This is a genomic window from Janthinobacterium sp. AD80 (genome assembly GCF_002878455.1).
Lineage (GTDB): Bacteria > Pseudomonadota > Gammaproteobacteria > Burkholderiales > Burkholderiaceae_D > Janthinobacterium.
In genome coordinates this window covers 108,686-126,228 of the sequence record NZ_NRDQ01000019.1, presented here as the reverse complement: position 1 = coordinate 126,228, position 17,543 = coordinate 108,686, and the positions used below count along the sequence as shown (strand labels likewise).

General features: G+C 64.0%; 16 protein-coding genes. 4 read left to right on the top strand and 12 right to left on the bottom strand.

Going from position 1 to position 17,543, the window contains the following annotated elements; all coding sequences use genetic code 11:
• Window positions 1-27 precede the first annotated feature (27 nt).
• From JaAD80_RS04585 to modA, 4 genes are read right to left on the bottom strand one after another with little or no spacing between them, the layout of a single operon-like run.
• Window positions 28-852 (bottom strand): TOBE domain-containing protein, encoded by an 825-nt coding sequence (locus JaAD80_RS04585; RefSeq protein ID WP_102293081.1) that lies wholly within the window; start codon window positions 850-852, stop codon window positions 28-30.
• Complete coding sequence (locus JaAD80_RS04580; protein WP_102293099.1) at window positions 836-1,552, bottom strand: sulfate/molybdate ABC transporter ATP-binding protein; 717 nt, start codon at window positions 1,550-1,552, stop codon at window positions 836-838. Before JaAD80_RS04580 ends, JaAD80_RS04585 begins: the two co-directional genes overlap by 17 nt.
• A gap of 17 nt (window positions 1,553-1,569) precedes the next feature.
• Window positions 1,570-2,241 carry a molybdate ABC transporter permease subunit gene (gene modB / locus JaAD80_RS04575; protein ID WP_102293080.1) on the bottom strand — a complete coding sequence of 224 codons (672 nt, stop codon included), beginning with the start codon at window positions 2,239-2,241 and terminating at the stop codon, window positions 1,570-1,572.
• 15 nt (window positions 2,242-2,256) lie between these two features.
• The gene (modA, locus tag JaAD80_RS04570) at window positions 2,257-3,015 is read right to left on the bottom strand and encodes a molybdate ABC transporter substrate-binding protein (RefSeq protein ID WP_102293079.1); all 759 of its coding nucleotides are present in this window, start codon (window positions 3,013-3,015) and stop codon (window positions 2,257-2,259) included.
• A 136-nt stretch (window positions 3,016-3,151) separates the two neighbouring features.
• Between modA and JaAD80_RS04565 the strand changes: the two genes are divergently transcribed.
• Both JaAD80_RS04565 and JaAD80_RS04560 read left to right on the top strand, forming a co-directional pair.
• Window positions 3,152-4,384 (top strand): putative DNA modification/repair radical SAM protein, encoded by a 1,233-nt coding sequence (locus JaAD80_RS04565; RefSeq protein WP_102293078.1) that lies wholly within the window; start codon window positions 3,152-3,154, stop codon window positions 4,382-4,384.
• Entirely contained in the window at window positions 4,381-5,826 is a 1,446-nt protein-coding gene (locus JaAD80_RS04560; protein WP_102293077.1) for a UdgX family uracil-DNA binding protein, read from the top strand. The genes JaAD80_RS04565 and JaAD80_RS04560 overlap by 4 nt, the downstream gene beginning before the upstream one ends.
• Before the next feature lie 130 nt (window positions 5,827-5,956).
• Here JaAD80_RS04560 and JaAD80_RS04555 read toward each other — a convergent pair whose 3' ends face one another.
• The 6 genes from JaAD80_RS04555 to JaAD80_RS04530 form a co-directional block, all read right to left on the bottom strand.
• Window positions 5,957-6,304 (bottom strand): hypothetical protein, encoded by a 348-nt coding sequence (locus tag JaAD80_RS04555; protein ID WP_146012252.1) that lies wholly within the window; start codon window positions 6,302-6,304, stop codon window positions 5,957-5,959.
• Window positions 6,305-6,490: 186 nt separating this feature from the next.
• Complete coding sequence (locus JaAD80_RS04550; protein ID WP_102293075.1) at window positions 6,491-7,504, bottom strand: bile acid:sodium symporter family protein; 1,014 nt, start codon at window positions 7,502-7,504, stop codon at window positions 6,491-6,493.
• Between the two features lie 206 nt (window positions 7,505-7,710).
• A complete protein-coding gene (locus JaAD80_RS04545; RefSeq protein ID WP_034752546.1) occupies window positions 7,711-8,073 on the bottom strand; it encodes a BON domain-containing protein in 363 nt (120 codons plus the stop codon).
• 267 nt (window positions 8,074-8,340) lie between these two features.
• Window positions 8,341-9,708: a sigma 54-interacting transcriptional regulator gene (locus JaAD80_RS04540; protein WP_102293074.1), complete on the bottom strand. Its 1,368-nt coding sequence runs from the start codon at window positions 9,706-9,708 to the stop codon at window positions 8,341-8,343.
• A complete protein-coding gene (locus JaAD80_RS04535) occupies window positions 9,705-10,244 on the bottom strand; it encodes a hypothetical protein (RefSeq protein ID WP_258002806.1) in 540 nt (179 codons plus the stop codon). The genes JaAD80_RS04540 and JaAD80_RS04535 overlap by 4 nt, the downstream gene beginning before the upstream one ends.
• Window positions 10,244-11,656 carry an ATP-binding protein gene (locus JaAD80_RS04530; protein ID WP_102293073.1) on the bottom strand — a complete coding sequence of 471 codons (1,413 nt, stop codon included), beginning with the start codon at window positions 11,654-11,656 and terminating at the stop codon, window positions 10,244-10,246. The genes JaAD80_RS04535 and JaAD80_RS04530 overlap by 1 nt, the downstream gene beginning before the upstream one ends.
• A gap of 304 nt (window positions 11,657-11,960) precedes the next feature.
• Between JaAD80_RS04530 and JaAD80_RS04525 the strand changes: the two genes are divergently transcribed.
• Window positions 11,961-14,831, top strand: coding sequence for an insulinase family protein (locus tag JaAD80_RS04525; protein ID WP_102293072.1), 2,871 nt, complete (start codon window positions 11,961-11,963; stop codon window positions 14,829-14,831).
• A gap of 148 nt (window positions 14,832-14,979) precedes the next feature.
• Here the strand turns inward: JaAD80_RS04525 and JaAD80_RS04520 are convergent, their stop codons facing one another.
• Window positions 14,980-15,390, bottom strand: coding sequence for a VOC family protein (locus JaAD80_RS04520; RefSeq protein ID WP_102293097.1), 411 nt, complete (start codon window positions 15,388-15,390; stop codon window positions 14,980-14,982).
• A gap of 57 nt (window positions 15,391-15,447) precedes the next feature.
• Window positions 15,448-16,335, bottom strand: coding sequence for an AraC family transcriptional regulator (locus JaAD80_RS04515; protein ID WP_102293071.1), 888 nt, complete (start codon window positions 16,333-16,335; stop codon window positions 15,448-15,450).
• 155 nt (window positions 16,336-16,490) lie between these two features.
• Between JaAD80_RS04515 and JaAD80_RS04510 the strand changes: the two genes are divergently transcribed.
• Window positions 16,491-17,540: a methyltransferase domain-containing protein gene (locus JaAD80_RS04510; protein ID WP_102293070.1), complete on the top strand. Its 1,050-nt coding sequence runs from the start codon at window positions 16,491-16,493 to the stop codon at window positions 17,538-17,540.
• Window positions 17,541-17,543: the final 3 nt, after the last annotated feature.

Below are 17,543 nucleotides of genomic sequence, written 5' to 3'. Positions count from 1 at the left end.
TGCCGCCGCTAAGCCGACCTGCGCAATTTATGCGGGCACGCCCAGAATCACGCTCGACGCCTTGAACATCGCCGTCACGCTGCTGCCGATGACAATCCCCATCTCGCTGCAGCTTTGATTGGTGATGATGGCGGCGATGGTGCCGCCACGCGGCAGGTCGAGCACCACTTCCGTGTTGACGGCGCCCGTCTGCACCCGCGTGACGGTACCGGCCAGCTGGTTACGGGCGGAAAAGCGCGCGCCTTCGCTGTCTTGCACGAGGATGATGGACGAGGCCTTGATCAGCGCGAACGCTTCCGCGCCTGGCACCAGGCCCAGGCTGGCGGTGCTGCCCTGCGTGACGACGGCCACGATGTGCTGGCCGCCCGGCAATTCCAGGATCACTTCATCATTGACAGCGCCCGTCTTGAGTTCGGCCACCTTGCCGAGAAATTGATTGCGTGCCGTGGTTTTCATGGCCATCCTGCGTATGAGTAAAAGATCGTCGGCGATGCCTTCGGCCTGGCTGCCCAGCTGGCGCAAATAGCGCGCATGCTCGCGCTCGATGATGCGGAAATTGTCGACCAGCTGGCGTCCGCGTGGCGTCAGCCGCGTACCGCCGCCGCCCTTGCCGCCCGTCAGGCGTTCCACCAGCGGTTCGCCGGCCAGGTTGTTCATGGCGTCGATGGCGTCCCAGGCGCCCTTGTAGCTCATCTTGACGAGCTTGGCCGCCTGCGTGATGGAGCCGCACTCGCCGATGGCGCCCAGCAATTCCACCCGGCCGGCGCCGCCCAGGTTCTCGCCGCCCACGGTCATCCATACGGAGCCTTGCAGGCCGATTTCCGCTGCCGCTGATTTATCCGATTCGCTCATCCAATGCCTTGTTGTCCAATACCCTGTTGTCTTCCATGCGGTCGATCTGTCCGTCGCGCAAGTAGAGCACATGTTCACCCAGGATGCGCGCATCTTCCGGATCATGCGTGATCAGGATCATGGGCACTTCCAGGCGCTGCTGCCACTGGCTCAATTCCAGGCGCATTTTGACACGCAAGGCCGGATCGAGGGCGGCAAACGGTTCATCGAGCAGCAAGGCCGCCGGCTCGGCCACCAACGCCCTCGCCAGCGCCACGCGTTGGCGCTGGCCTCCGGACAACTCGTCGGGGAACTGGTGCGCCAGTTCCTGCAAGTGAAACGCGTCGAGCCAATGCTCGACCTTGACCAATTTTTCGCGCGCGCGCGGATTGAACCAGCCCCTTGCCAGGCCAAAACCCACGTTCTGGCGCACGGTCAGGTGCGGGAACAGCGCGTAGTCCTGGAACAGATACGCCACGTTGCGCTGCTGCGGCGGCAGGTTGATGCCGGCGGCCGAATCGAACAGGGTGCGTCCGTTCAGGCGGATATGGCCCGCGTCCGGCGTGAAGAGGCCGGCAATGGCTTTCAAGGTCATGCTCTTGCCGGCGCCGGACGGGCCATACATGGCGATGCGCTGGCTGGTGGAGCTGCATTGCACCTGCAAGTCAAAGCGGCGCTTGCCGGAACGCAAGGTGGCGCGGAGGTCGAGGTCGAGTTGCATGGGCGTCATCCTGGCCGTCATTTGTGCGCGATGCGCCCGGGCGCCAGGCGGCCCGCCGACAGCAGCACGACGATGCAGACGACGGAGGTGATCAGCACCAGGGTGTTGGCGACATCGTCCTGGCCCCCCTGCACGGCTTCATACACGGCGACGGACAAAGTCTGCGTCTTGCCGGGAATGCTGCCGGCCACCATCAGGGTGGCGCCAAACTCGCCCAGCGCGCGCACAAAGCCCAGCAACACGCCGGCCAGGATGCCGCGCCAGGCCAGCGGCAAGGTGACGCGGAAGAAAATCGCCATTTCCGAGATGCCCAGCACGCGGGCGGCCTGTTCCAGCTGGCCATCGACGGCTTCGAAGGCGGCGCGCGCCGGCTTGAAGACGAGGGGAAACGCCACCACCGTGGAAGCGATCACGGCGCCTTGCCACGTAAAAATCAGGTTGATGCCGAAGTTGTCCTGCAGCCAGATACCCAGGGTGCCGCGCCGGCCCAGCAAGACCAGCAGGTAGTAGCCAAGCACGGTAGGCGGCATCACCATGGGCAGGGTCAAGAGGGCGTCGAGCAGTTCGCGCCCGGGAAAGCGCGTGCGCGCCAGCAGATAGCCCGTGCCGATGCCGAGCAGCAAATTGAGCGCTGTGGCCCACGCCGCCACTTTCAGCGACAGGGCCAGCGCGGTCCAGGCGATATCCATGTGCAGTCGGTTGCTTTATGGCTTCTTGAAACCGTACTTGGCGAGGATGGCTTGCGCCGGCGCCGTCTGCAGATAGCTGACGAAACGCTTGGCTTCGGCCGCATTGCCGCTGTCCTTGATGGTGGCGATCGGGTACAGCACGGGCGCGTCCAGCGGCACTTCCAGCACCACGTTGACTTTATCCTTCATGATGGCCGCATCGGTGGCATAGACAAAGCCCGCATCGACTTCGCCGCGCGCCACGTAGTCGAGCGACTGGCGCACGTTCTGCGTGCCGATGGCCTTCGGCTGCACGGCATCCCACAGCTTGGCCTTTTTCAATGCGCCTTCGGAGTAGCGGCCGACGGGCACGCTGGCCGGGTTGGCGATGGCCACGCGCGTCACGCCCTTCTGCGTCAGGTCCGTCAGGCTCTTGATGCCCAACTTGCTGTCGTGCGGCACGATCAGCACCAGGCTGTTGCTGACGAAGTCCTGGCGGTCGGCCGGCAATACCAGGCCCTGCTTTTGCGCCGCATCCATGGTTTCCTGGTCGGCCGAGGCAAACACGTCGACAGGCGCGCCCTTGACGATCTGCTGCAGCAGCACGCCCGAGGCGGCGAAGTTCAAGGAAACCTTGCTGCCCGGATACTGCGCCTCATACCCGTGCGCCGCATCCTTGAACGCATTCGTCAGGCTGGCCGCAGCCGACACCACCACTTCGCCGGCAAGGGCGGACGAGGCGGCGGTGGCGAAGAGGGCGGCGCCGAGCAGTTTGGCGAGGGAGGTGAGGCGCATGATCGTATCCTTAATGAGAAGAGAACCAGGCCCGTAATATACACCGATATATAACGTTCTGCCATGCAGCAAGTCAAGGCTGTGCCATGCCAATTTCCTGATATACTGTATATAAACACAGTATATTGAGGCAGCCATGGAATTGACGGACAAGCTGGAAATCCTGGCCGATGCGGCCAAGTACGACGCTTCCTGCGCCAGCAGTGGCGCGCCCAGGCGCGATTCCATCGGCAAGGAGGGCTTTGGCGCCACCTCGGGCATGGGCATTTGCCACAGCTATACGCCGGACGGACGCTGCGTCTCGCTGCTCAAGATCCTGCTGACGAATTACTGCCTGTACGATTGCCAGTACTGCGTCAACCGCCGCACGTCGAACGTGCCGCGCGCGCGCTTTACGGTGGCCGAGGTGGTGAAACTGACGGCCGACTTTTACCTGCGCAATTACATCGACGGCCTGTTCCTCAGTTCCGGCATCATCCAGTCGGCCGACTACACGATGGAACAACTGGTGCAGGTGGCGCGCGAATTGCGCGAGGTGCATCAGTTTCGCGGCTACATCCATTTGAAAACCATCCCTGACGCCGATCCCGCGCTGATCGCCCAGGCGGGCCGCTATGCCGACCGGCTCAGCGTCAACATCGAATTGCCGACACAAGACAGCGTGCAAAAGCTGGCGCCGGAAAAAAGCGTGCATACGATCAAGCTGGCGATGGGTTCCATTCGCCGCAAGCTCGATGAAAAGGCCGAGGAGCCAAAGTCGCCGCGCTTCGCGCCCGCCGGGCAAAGCACGCAGATGATCGTCGGCGCCGACGCCAGCGACGACCAGCAGATTCTCTCCACGGCCGAAACCCTGTACGGCAGCTACAAGCTCAAGCGCGTGTACTACTCGGCCTTCAGCCCGATTCCCGACAGCCCGAAAAGCGTGCCGCTGGCGCCGCCACCCATGCTGCGCGAACACCGTTTATATCAAGCCGACTTTTTGCTGCGCAGCTATGGTTTCCAGGCCAGCGAATTGCTGCCCGCCTCGGGCGGCAACCTGGCGCTCGATATCGACCCGAAACTGGCGTGGGCGCTGGCGCACCGCGAACACTTTCCGCTGGACTTGAACCGCGCCGCGCAGCACATGATCGCCCGCGTGCCCGGCATCGGCCTGCGCAATGCCCAGCGCATCATCGACCTGCGCCGCCTGCGGCAGGTGCGCTACGCCGATTTGTCGCGCCTGCGCTGCAGCATGAAGAAAATCGCCCCCTTCATCATCACGGCCGATTACTTTCCGGCGCGCGACACCACCACCTCGGAACAGCTGCGCCGCGCCATGGCCGAAGCGCCACAACAGATGAACCTGTGGCCGGAGCTGCAGGCCGCATGAGCGCGGTGGTGCGGCTGGCGCAGTGCTTCGACGAGTGGCGCGCGGCCGCACGCGAGCTGATCGCGCTCCGGGTACCGCCGGCGCACGTGCAATGGCAGTCGCGCCCCGGCGAAGGCGACCTGTTTTCCGTCGCGCCAGAGGCAACGGATGCGAACGCTCCCCAGTTGCGCCTGCCGCGCCAGCTGGTGGAGCTGCTGCAGGCGGCCGCCTGTTTCAATGTGCATGACCGCTGGGCCTTTTTGTACCAGGTGCTCTGGCGCTGGCAGCAGGGCCAGCACGACGTGATCTCGCCTGCCGACGCGGATGGCGCGCGCCTGCACGCCATGGTCAAGGCCGTGCACCGCGAGGAGCACGACATGCATGCGTATGTGCGCTTCCGCGAGCGGGCGGAAAGCGCGGGCGCGCCCCGCTTTGTCGCCTGGTTCGAACCCGTGCACGAGGTACTGCCGCAAGTGGCGCGCCACTTCGCGCGCCGCATGGGATCGACCAGCTGGATGATCGCCACACCCACCGCCAGCATGCTGTGGGACGGCAGCACCTTGCATGCGGGACCGGCCCTGATGAGCGGCGCGGCCGATATCGACGACGCGGGCGAAGCCCTGTGGCTGACCTACTACCGCAGCATTTTCAACCCCGCACGCGTGAATGCCGACTTGCTGCACAGCCATATCCCCTCGCGCTTCTGGAAAAATTTGCCGGAAGGCGCCATCGTGCCCGCCATGCTGAGCAGCGCCGCCAACGGCGAGCGCCGCACGGGCCAGACGGCCAGCGTGGGCCAGCGCAGCGGCGCGGCCATGATCCCGATAGCTGCCGAGCGCGCCCAGCCCGTGCGCGACCTGCCCACCACCCTGGACCAGTGCCGCCGCTGCGCACTGTGGCAGCACGCCACGCAAGCCGTGCCCGGCATTGGCCCGGCGCAGGCACGCATCATGCTGGTAGGCGAGCAACCGGGCGACCAGGAAGACCTGGCGGGCTTGCCGTTTGTCGGCCCGGCCGGCGCGCTGCTCGAGCAGGCGATGCAGGAAGCGGGCATGGCGCGCGACAGCGTGTATGTGACCAACGCCGTCAAGCATTTCAAGTGGGAACCACGTGGCAAGCGCCGCCTGCACAAGACGCCCGCACAGCGCGAAATCCTTGCCTGCCACGGCTGGCTGGAAGAGGAGATACAGCGTGTCCAGCCCCAGGTGATCGTCGCGCTCGGCAGCACGGCACTGAAGTCCCTGCTGCAGGATGGCGCGGCCAGCATGACGCCGCTGATCGGCACGCCGATCGAGAGTGACGGGCGCTGGATAGTGAGCGTATATCACCCGTCATACGTGCTGCGCGCCCCCGATGAGGCGAGCCGGCGGCAGGCGTATCGGGTGATTGTCGATGGCTTGAAGCGGGCGACAATGTTGCTGGAAGGCGTCGTAGAGAATGGGAACGCAGCCGTCAGTCACTGAGGAATTTGCAGAGAAAGTTAGCGGACAAGCGATAGCGCGCAGTCGTCAATGCTGATGCAGGTGATCTGTCCACCTCTCGCATGTGGCTTGCGAATAGCTATTCAACTCGCAAAAAAAGCGTTCTTTTCTCTTACAGCAATAACAGCTTCCACCATATGACGCCCATTCCGATGCCTGCGATAGCGAAAAAAGCGCCATGCTTGCGCCATCCGAGCCACACCAGCGCGCCAAGAATGGCGTAGAAAATCACATTGGCTGCCATCGAAAACAAGAAGTATGTTGTTTCAGCTACCGATTCCTGGGTCGAAACAAATGCCATCAATGATGTCGGCCATAACAGCAGCATCAGCTTGAAAACGATGAACTGCAAATCTGAGTGGACACTGCGATCAAGAAAATGCCATATGACACGAAAAAGAAAAGGAATAAGCAATCCACTCAAGGAAAAAATGGCGACTATTCCTGCAAATGATTTCATGACCGCGTCCCGGATTAGCACTGCACTATGTAAAGCGGCTCTGCTCTCTCATCAAACCCGAACCTGGCACCATCATCATTCGTGCGCAGCCTCCCGGACATCGCCAGCCGTGGTATTGCCTGTCAGCCCTATGCACAGGCCAAGAAACATCGCGCCTGCGCGCGGTATGCGAAGCGGTGCCGTCACTCAGGACGTCGGCGCCGGTACTTCCCGCCCCTCGTCGCGCCGCGCATAGCGCTGCGCGATCACGGCGCAGATCATCAACTGGATCTGGTGGAACAGCATCAGCGGCAGGATCACCATGCCCAGCGAGTGGGTGGCAAACAGCACCTTGGCCATCGGCACGCCGCTGGCCAGGCTTTTCTTCGAGCCGCAGAAAACGATGGCGATCTCGTCTTCCTTGGAAAAGCCCAGGCGGCGGCTGATGAAGGTCATCAGGCCCAGCACCAGCGCCAGCAGCACGATGCTGAACACGCCCAGGGCGACCAGCGTTTCCACGGAAATCGTATGCCACAGGCCTTCACTGACGGCTTCGCTGAAGGCCGTGTAGACCACCAGCAGGATCGAGCCCTGGTCGACGAATTTCAGCATGGCCTTGTGGCGGTCCACCCAGCGGCCGATCCAGCGGCGCAGGAACTGGCCGGCGAGGAAGGGCAGCAGCAACTGCATGACGATGGAGAGCACCGCATCGACGGACGACTTGCTTTCCGCGCCTTTCGCCACCAGCAAGCCCACCAGGATGGGGGCGAGGAAGATGCCGATGAAATTCGAGGCCGAGGCGCTGCAGATGGCAGCCGGCACATTGCCGCGCGCCATGGCCGTCAGGGCGATCGACGATTGCACGGTCGATGGCAGGGCGCACAGGAACAGAATGCCCACGTACAGCTCGGGCGTGAGGAAGGTCAGCGCCAGCGGGCGCAGGGCCAGGCCCAGCAGGGGGAACAGGATGAAGGTGCTGGCCAGCACCAGCAGGTGCAGGCGCCAGTGCATGATGCCGGCCACCACGGCTTCACGCGACAGCTTGGCGCCGTGCAGGAAGAACAGGGCGCCGATGGCGACGGTGGTGATATTGCCGAAGACCACGGCCGTCTGGCCCGTGCAGGGCAGGAAACTGGCCAGCGCCACGGTGACGAGCAGGGCGATGGTGAAGTTATCGGGTTTCAGATTGCGCAGCAGGGCGGTAGGAGAGAAAGAAGACATGCAGTAGCCTGGTAGCGGCGCAGCCGTGCAACACTGTGCCGTGGATGACAAAAAGCGCCGGGAACGGCGCCAGTGCCAGCTATTCTACCCTCATTGCCCAGCTCCTTGCCTGACGGCATGGCCTGGCTTTCGGCGCAAAGCGCGCGGGCAAAAAAAATGCCCTGTCCGCAGACAGGGCAACCCGGAGTAAAGTACAGCGCGAGGGATTAACCTGCGGCTTTGACTTTCAGCTCGTTCTTGATTTCTTTCACGCCGCTCACGGAAGCGACGATCTGCACGACGCGGTCACCCGCTTCGGCGCTCGGCACGTCGCCCGACAGGACCACGACGCCTTGCTGGGTTGCTACCTTGACTGGCAGGGCAGCGGCTTGCGCATCGGCGCTCAGGGCGGCCTTGGCCGAGGAAGTGATGGTTTCATCAGGGACGGCTGCGGCAGCGTTGGCGGCCACGACGGTGTCAGCAGGAGCTTGTGCTTTTGGTGCGGAGTCAGCTGCATGCGAAGCGGTGATCGAGGCGCCCGACAGAACGATAGCGGCAACCAGGGTATTGAACAGTTTCGATGTTTGCATGGTAGTTCCTCTCAATGAAGTTAAAAGCTTCTTACTTGGTTAAAGCAACACTTTGGAGCGTCACATCTACCCATACAGCAAGCACCGTGCCAGCTTTTAATTTTCATTAAAAATCAACGACTTACATTCACCGCCAGTTTTTTCAGCGCGTTTCAGACGGATCTGGCCGGAAAAAAGCGGCTTTTTGTCGCCCGGCAGCGACAGGATATGGCAACAATATCAATGTTTTTTTATAGGTCGTTGATTATTAAGCCTTTATTTTTGTCGCTATTCAGCGACAGGGTCGCCATCGGCGCGGAACAGGGCCGGTGTCAGCTCGTATTTCTGCAGCAAGCGGTAGAACTCCGTGCGGTTGCGGTCGGCCAGGCGGGCCGCGTCGGCCACGTTGCCATCCGTCAGGCGCAGCAATTGAATCAGGTAGTCGCGCTCGAAGCGCTGCTTGGCTTCGTTGTAGCTGAGCGCTTCCAGCGACGGCACGCGCAGCGCCCGCTGCACCAGGCTCAAGGGCACCAGCGGCGCCGTGGCCAGCGCGCACACTTGCTCGACGACATTGACCAGCTGGCGCACATTGCCGGGCCATGGCGCGGCCACCAGGGCCGTGAGGGCATCGGGCGCAAAGCCGTTCAGCGGCTTCTGGTACTTGGCGGCCAGTTTCTGCAAGAAATGGTTGGCCAGCAGGGCGATGTCTTCGCGCCGCTCGGCCAGCGGCGGCAGGGTCAAGGTGACGACGTTGAGGCGGTAATACAGGTCTTCGCGAAATTGCCCTTCCGCCATGGCCACATCCAGGTCGCGGTGCGTGGCCGACAGCAGGCGCACGTCCACCGGACGCGTCTGGTCGGCGCCGACGGGGCGCACGGCCCGCTCCTGCAGCACGCGCAGCAGTTTTACTTGCAGCGGCAGCGGCATGTCGCCGATCTCATCCAAAAACAGGGTGCCGCCATCGGCCGCCTGGAACAGGCCTTCGCGGTTGCCGACGGCGCCCGTAAACGATCCCTTCACGTGGCCGAACAATTCCGATTCCAGCAACTGCTCGGGGATGGCGCCGCAGTTGACGGCGATAAACGGCGCCTTGGCGCGGCGGCTGGCGTTGTGCAGCGCGCGCGCCAGCAATTCCTTGCCCGTGCCGCTGGGGCCGCGGATCAGGATGCTCGCATCGGACCCCGCCACCAGCTTGGCTTCGGCCAGCAATTCGGCCATCTGCGAACTGCGGCTGATCAGCTCGGCACGCCAGCTATCGTCACCGGGCGCCGGCGCCGGCATCACGGTGGACAGGTTGACGGCATACGCCACCTTTTCCATGAGCGACTTGCCATCGAACGGTTTTGTCAGGTAGGCAAAGGCGCCGCGCGCCGTGGCCTCGACGGCGTCGGGAATGGTGCCGTGGGCCGTGAGCAATATCACCGGCAGGGCCGCATGCTGGCGGCGGATTTCATCGAACAGGGCCAGGCCGTCGCGGCCGGGCAATTGCACATCAGTAATGACGAGGGCCGGCAATTCCACGGCCAGGCGCGCCAGCGCCGCTTCCGCGCTGCCGACGGCCGTGACGCGGTAATTGCCCGCTTGCAAACGGATGGTCAGCAGGCGCAGCAGGTCGGGATCGTCGTCAACCAATAGGATGTGGGCGTGTTCGCTCATTTCGGCGCTCCCGCGGCAGGGCGCACGGACAGGCTGCGCTCGATATTCTTTAGCGCTTCGAGTTTTTCATTGAGCAAGTCGATGCGCCGCTGGGCGTCGCGCAGTTGCGCGTTGAGCTTGTCTATGCTGTCTTCCTGGCGGCGCAGTTCCGCATACTGGCTGCTGAGCAATTGCGCCAGCGGCGCCAGCAGTTGCGCGTCCTTGCCTGTTGCCGTCAGCAACGGTTCCAGCAGCGCCTGCGCGCGGGCCAGGTCGCCCGTGCCGCGCACGGCCGCATGCAGCATGGCGCGGCGGATGGTGTTCTGCGGCGCATGCTCGGCCTTGGCCAGGTCCGCTTGCGCCTTCGCCAGTTCCGATGGCGTCATCAGGCGCAAGGCGCTCTGGTACGCCAGCAGATCGGTGAGCTGGGGATCGGCCACCACCACCACGCGGGGCGGCGTTTGCACCAGCACGGGCGTCTGTCTGGCGGGCTGGGTGGCGCATGCGCTCAATAGCAGCGCACTGGCGGCCATGGCGGCCACGGAAATTCTCGTCATCATAAAGGCAGTTCTATCCGAAAATGTGCGCCGGCCTGGCGCGGTAAAAGAGTGACGCTGCCGTCGTGGGCGGCGATGTATTCGCGCACGATGGACAGGCCGATGCCATTGCCGTTGCGCGCCCCGGTAGCCTGGCGCACGCCCTGGTAAAACGGCTCGAAGATACGCTCGGCATCCTCGGGTGCCACGCCGGCGCCCTCGTCGCTGCAGTCGATGCGCGCGCGGCCCGCCACGGCGGACAAGCTAAAGCGCACGGTGCCGCCTTCCGGGCTGAAGCGCACGGCGTTCGACAGGATGTTCGCCAGGGCGGTCGCCAGCTTGTCGCGGTCGGCCTGCACGATCAGGGACTCGCCCGCCACATCGACCGTCAGGCGGCGCGCCTGCCATTGCAGGCGCTGGCCCGCCACCACATCTTGCAGCAGGACCAGCAAGTCCACCTTGCTGTGCGCCAGGTGCTGGGCGTCAAAAGCGGCGGTATTGTAGCGCAGCAAGTCTTCAATCTGGGTTTGCAGCGACGCCGTGTTTTGCTGCAGGATGCCGGCGATCTCGCGCTGGCCATCGCTGAGCTTGCCGGCCACCTCGTCTTCCAGCAGGGCCACGCCTTCGCGCAGGGCCGCCAGCGGGGTTTTCAATTCATGCGAAATATGGCGCAAAAAACGTTCCTTGTCCGCGTCCAGGTCGGCCAGGCGCTGGCGCAGCCAGTCCAGCTGCTGGCCCAGGCGGCGCGTATCGGCCGGGCCGCCCACGACGATGGGCTGGTCGTAGCGCTTGTCGCCCAGGCGTTCGATGGCCGTCTTGATGCGGCGCAGCGGGCGCGACAATAAAAAGCCGAAGCAGGTGGCCAGCACGGCCGCCAGCACGACGGCGCCGATGACCAGCGCCCCCAGCATGCCGCGCTGGCGCTCCAGCTCGACCAGCAGGGCGTCGTTGCGGCTGCCGATTTCCGTCTTGCTCTCGCGCGCCAAGGTGTCATTGATCTGCGTCATGCGGGCAAATGCGCGATACACAACAGCGTGGCCATCGCGCTTGCGGCGCTTGCCGGCTTGTAAAACTTCCCACGCCGCCTGCGCCTGCGCCGTCCACTCGTCGGCCAGCTGCGTGGCGAACTCGGGTGTCGCGCCGTTCAGCACTTGCAGGGCCGCCTGCGCTTCCGTGCGGGCGGCCGCGTAGCGTTCGCGGAAGACGGGGTCGTCCAGCACGAGGAATTGGCGCGCGCTGCGCTCCATGGCCAGGGTGCGCTCGGACAGGCGCTGCGACTGTTCCGTCAGGGTAATGGCTTGCGCCGCCGTCTCGCGTCCCAGCCGCGCCAGGTGTTCCAGGGTCAGCAGGGCTTGCACGGAGGTGGCCGTCAAGATGCCTGCCGTCAGGATGAAGGCGGCGAATAACAATTGGCGAAAAGAAAGTCTGGACAAGATACGGCCTTCGGTTCAGTCAGCAAGGGGGAAAAGGCGCATGGTACGCTAAGCTTGCGGACGGGGTCGCCACCTGTCTGGAAGTGGCCTATATGACAATATTCCATCCCGCTGTTGCTTTTCCGGCCGCCAGGCAGCCGTCTATCAGCGCCTGGCGGCGGCGTGACGACACTCCTAGTACAATAGGGAAAAACTTTACACAGGCATCAAAGTGGCGCCCGCTCTGGCATTTCGCCGCTTTGCCCCCAGATGTAATGCACGTCTACCGCAATCCGAATCACCTACCGAAGAGATCCCATACCGCATGAGCACATTTGAAAAAGTCAGCAGCAACTTCATTCCAGTCTTGCAGGCGACCATCGAGCAGTATGTCGACCCGGCAACGGGCATGCGCCATATCCACATGCATACCGAGCAGGCTGAAATGGTGTTCCTGGTGGCCTTTCCCACTGTGCCTGAAGTGAGCGATGGCCGCGCGCACATCCTGGAACATCTGGCCTTGTGCGGCTCGGCCCGCTACCCGGTGCGCGACCCCTTCTTCTCGATGCTGCGCCGCTCGACGGCCACCTTCATGAATGCGATGACCTATCCGGACCGCACCGTGTACCCGTTCGCCAGCACCGACCGCAAGGATTTCTTCAACCTGCTCGACGTGTACCTGGATGCGGCCTTCTTCCCCAACCTCGATTACCTGAACTTCCGCCAGGAAGGCTGGCGCCATGCGTTCGAGGGCGACAAGCTGGTGTACCAGGGCATCGTCTTCAATGAAATGAAGGGCGCTTTCAACAGCCCCATGCGCGCGCTCGACAGCGGCATCGCCAGCACCTTGCTCAAAGGCACGACATACGAAGTGGAGTCGGGCGGCGACCCATTGGTCATCCCGGAACTGACGCATGAGATGCTGAAGGAATTCCACGCCAGCCACTACCACCCTTCGCAAGCCGTCATCATGACGTCCGGCAATATCGAAGCGTCGGCGGTGCAGGAACAAGTGGCCGAACGCGTGCTGTCCAAGCTCAGCGGCTTTAGCCCGCGCCGCCTGCCGCAACTGGCGCCCGCCTGGACGGCGCCGCAGGAAAACACCGTCAACATTCCGTCGCAGGAAGCGCGCGACGATGAATTCGGCCTGCAGTTCGCCTGGCTGATGGGCGAGTCGAGCGACCCGATCGCCTACTACCATGCGCATTTGCTGTCGCACGGCTTGCTCGGCGAATCGTCGGCGCCCGTCATGCGCGCCATGGAATCGGCCGGCTATGGCCGCCCATCGGACATGAATGGCCGCGACGCGGGCATCCGCCAGATGGTGTTCCACATCGGCATGGAAGGTTTAACCAAAGAACAGATCGCCGACGCGCACCAGCGCATCTGGACGGCCCTGGAAGAAACGGCGCAAGAGGGCATTCCCGCCGCCGTGCTGCACGCCGCCTTGCGCGACATCAAGTACAGCCAGCGCGAAATCAGCAGCGGCCGCATGCCTTACGGCCTGGGCCGCTTGCTGCACGCCTTGCCGCTGGCCATGTATGGCGGCGACGTCATGGATGCCTTCGACAATGCGGCCATCCTGGAAACCCTGGAGCAGCAGATCGACGATCCTGAATTCTTCAAGCAGCTGGTGCGCAAGCTGATCGCCAATCCCACCCGTTTAACGACGCACGTGGTGCCCGATGCCGCCTATTTCACGGACCGTGCCGCACAGGAAGACGCCAAGCTGGCGGCCCTGCAGGCGGGCCTGACGGACGCCGAACGCGAACACATCATCGCCGAGTCCGCCGCGCTGGAAGCGCACCAGCAGCTGCCATCGAATTCCGAGGTCTTGCCGCGCATCCGCCCTGGCGACGTCAGCCCGCTGCCGCGCCCGGCACTGCCGATTCCACCGGCCGTCGACGGCGCCGTGGCCTTCAGTATTGCCTCGAACGGCATCAGCTATGCCAACGTGCTGTACGACGTGTCGGGCTTGCCGGAAGCGTCGTGGCCATGGCTGCGCCTGTACACGGACCTGGCGCCGGAACTGGGCGTGGGCGACATGTCGTTCGACGACGCCAGCGCCTGGCGCCAGAGCATGGTGCCATCGTTCCACATCGGCCTGGAAGCCATTCCCCGCCCGCAACAAGCAATGCGCGTGGAATTGTCGTTCTCGGCCAGCGGCTTGCGCGAAGAACACGCGGCGATTGCCGCCGTGCTGTCGGCCTGGATCGCCAAGCCCCGCTTCGATGAGGAAGAGCGTCTGGCCTTCCTGATCGAAAGCCTGGTGCAGGACAAACTCTCCAGCCTGGCCGAATCGGGCAACCGCTACGCCATGCTGGCCTCGATGGCGCCGCTGTCGCCCACGCGCCGTTTCGACGACATCGTCGGTGGCCCGGCCGCGCTGCCGTTCTACCGCCGTTTGCAGCAGCTGAGCAAGACGTCGGCCGGCTTGCAGGAAATAGCCCGCGAACTCGACACCCTGCACGCGCACATCATCGCCCAGCAGCCAACCGTGCTGTGCGCGGGACTGGAGCAGGATGGCCTCATCCTGGCCCGCCTGCTGGCATTGCCGGCAGCTGGCACGGACGCCGCGCAACCGGCAGTGGCGCCCGCGCCAGCCGCTTTGCCGCTGGCCAACACGGCCCTGCATGCGACGAGCCAGATCAACCATTGCTTCGTTTCCTGGGCCGTGCCTGGCGTGCACAATCCCGACGCCTCGGCCCTGGCCGTGGCCGCCGAGCTGATGACCAACCAGGTGCTGCATACGGCCCTGCGCGAAAAAGGCGGCGCGTATGGCGGCAGCGCCAGCTACGCGGCCGGCGCCGGCACGTTCACACTGAGTTCCTACCGCGATCCGCGCCTGGCCGGCACCTATGCCGACTTCGGCACGACCCTGGACCAGATCCTCGACGGCGACTTCTCGCAGGAGCAGGTCGAGGAAGCCATCATCTGCGTCATCAAGGGCCTCGACAAGCCGCACTCGCCGTACGCGGAAGCGTTGACGGCGTGGAACATGCAGCAGCGGGGCACGACGGAAGCCGTGCGCCAGCAATTCCGCACCGGCGTGCTGAACTGCACCCTGGCGCAGATCAAGACGGTGACGCGCACCTGGCTGAAAAATGGCCAGGCTAGCCGCGCCGCCTTCGCGGGCAACACGACGCAAGACCTGGCGGGCCTGGACGTGGTAGATCTGCTGGCGCTGGCCAGCTAAGGCGTGGGCTTAACAAGTGTTTTGACTTGGCTATTGCATCGCCTGACAAAACCGTAGCGAGCGGCAGTGATTTGTGGCCGAGAAGCGCAACCGTACTCTAGTACGGTGAGCATCGCCGGCCGCAAAGCGCGACGCGCAGTAGGTTTGGTCAGGCGTTTCCAGATACGGCGTTCGGCTCCATGAACATCAGCTCCCACTGATGCCCGTCCGGGTCCTGGAAACTATGCCCGTACATGAAGCCGAAATCCATCGGCTCCTTGTAGATGCTGCCGCCCGCCTTGACGGCCTTGGCCACCAGCTCGTCGACTTCGCCACGGCTCTCGGCCGACAGGCATACCAGCACTTCCGTCGCCACCGTGGTATCGCACAACTGCTTGGGCGTGAACTGCCTGAATTTGTCGTGCGTGAGCAGCATGACGAAGATGTCGTCGGCGACGATCATGCAAGTTGCCGTTTCATCGGTGAAATGGGCATTGAAGCTGAAGCCCAGCGCCGTGAAGAATGCGACGGAACGTTCCAGCGACTGGACGGGCAGATTGACAAAGATTTTGCGGGCCATCATGTCTCCTTGTGGGTCGTATCAATGAATGCTGCCCGCCGATTCTACACCGGCTGTTTACGCGCCCGCGCGCCCCACGCTCTTCGGCACATGGCCGAAATAGCGGGTAAAGGCGGCGCTGAAATTGGACGGGTGGCGGTAGCCCGTTTGCCATCCCGCCTGCGCCACCTGGCAACCATTTTCCAGCAGTAACTTTGCCCGGTGCATGCGCAGCGCCAGCAGGGTGCGCTGCGGACTGTCGCCATAACGGTACTTCCAGCCCTGCTTGAACTTGAACAGGCTCAAGCCCACTTGCGCGCACAGGTAATCGAGCGTCAGCGCCTGCGCCATCTGCTCCTGCATCAGCGCATGCGCGCGTTCGAGCCTGGCGATATCGGCATCGGTCCAGCGCGGTACGGGCACGGGCGCCGGCTGCAAGCCGCGCAACTGTTCCGCCAGCAGACTGAGCACGCCAATATGCACGGCCAACGGGTCCGTCGCGCGCAGCAGCGCGCGCGCATGCAGGGCGGACGCTGCCGTAGTAGCGGCATGCGCCAGCTGGCGCGCGCCATCGTGGGGCAGCAAGGACGACAGCCCCGGCTGCCCATAGCGCGCCAGTGCCTGCTCGTCGACCAGCACGCGCAATTGCGCCGCCCGCTGCTGCGCCTCGAAACGCCGTTCGCCGCTGGTATGGCGAAACACCGTCACTGTCGTATGGCCGCCCTGGAAACGCAACTGCCCGCCATCGCGCGTGGTGTAGCCGGAAGCTCCTTCCAGGCCGATGGTGATCACCATGCCGCCCGCATCATCGTGGTTCGACTGCTCGACAAGCGCGTGCCGTGGGCGGTAATCGGAATGCACGAGCAGCAAGCCCTGGTCCACCTGGCGCTGGTCGGCGCGGCAATCGTCCATCCCGTGACCCAGCTGGCGCCGCGTCCAGCCTGCCGCTTCCCTGTCGTATTCCATCTTCGCTTCCCCTCTTTTCTCGCGCACCGTCGCGCATACGAAATGCACCGCCGCGCATACAAATGCAAATGATAATTATTCTCATTATTCCATAAAATACCTTGCAGCACACCGCGCCATGCACCTCGCTATTTACTTCGCCGAAAGGAAGCACCATGCCGTTTACCACCTCGCACCCCTTGCAACCGTACTGGAACCTGGCCGTCGCCCCGGTCCAGGCCGATGGTCTGGCCGCCGCCCTGGAACTGGGCATTTTCGAGGTGCTGGCCACGCCGCACACGCCGGCGCAACTGGCCGACATCCTGTCGCTGCATGCGCCGCACACGGCGCTGCTGCTGGAACTGCTGTGGAGCATGCAGGTGCTGGAACGCGATGCGGCCGAGGCGCATGCCGACACGCAAGCACAACGCTACCGCTGCACGGCCACCACCCTGCAGTATTTCTGCCGCGATTCCGTTGCCTTTTGCGGCGATGCCTGGCTGTACCGGCTGCATGCGCTGCGCCACTTCGCCACGCAGTTGAGCACGCTCGTGCGCGAGGGCGGCAAGGCCGCGCCGTCGCCATATAACACGGCAAATGGCGTCAACTGGGCGGCCGCCGCGCAGCAGCAGATTGGCCAGGAGCAGCGCGCCGTCACCATGCGCGCGGCCCTGTCCGTGATGCAGCGCGTCGCGCCATTCGCCGCGTGCAACACGCCCTTGCGCTTGCTGGACCTGGGCGGCGGTCCCGGCTGGGTCGCCATTGCGCTGGCGCAAGCCCACGCGGGATTGCACGGCTGCGTGTTTGACTGGCCGGAAACGGTGGCCGTGGCGGCCGCGAACATCGCCCACGCGCAACTATCCGAGCGCCTGGAAACCCTGGGCGGCGATCTGGACAGCGACGATATCGGCAGCGATTACGACCTGATCTGGTGCTCATCCGTGCTGCACTTCGTGCCCGATGTGCCCGCCGCCCTGCGCAAGATGCACGCGGCCCTGAAACCCGGTGGCGTACTCGTCTGCGTGCAGGCGGAAATCGCCACCGCGCCCGAGGACGCGGCGCGCGTGCTGCCCTACTATTTGCCGATGCGCATGCTGGGCCGCGCGGTGACGCGGCAGGGGGAACTGGCGCAACTGCTGCGCGCGGCCGGATGGCGGCAGGTGGAGCAATACAGCGCCAGCGATTTCCCCATGGCGCCCGTGCAGGTACTGATCGCGTACACTTAATAA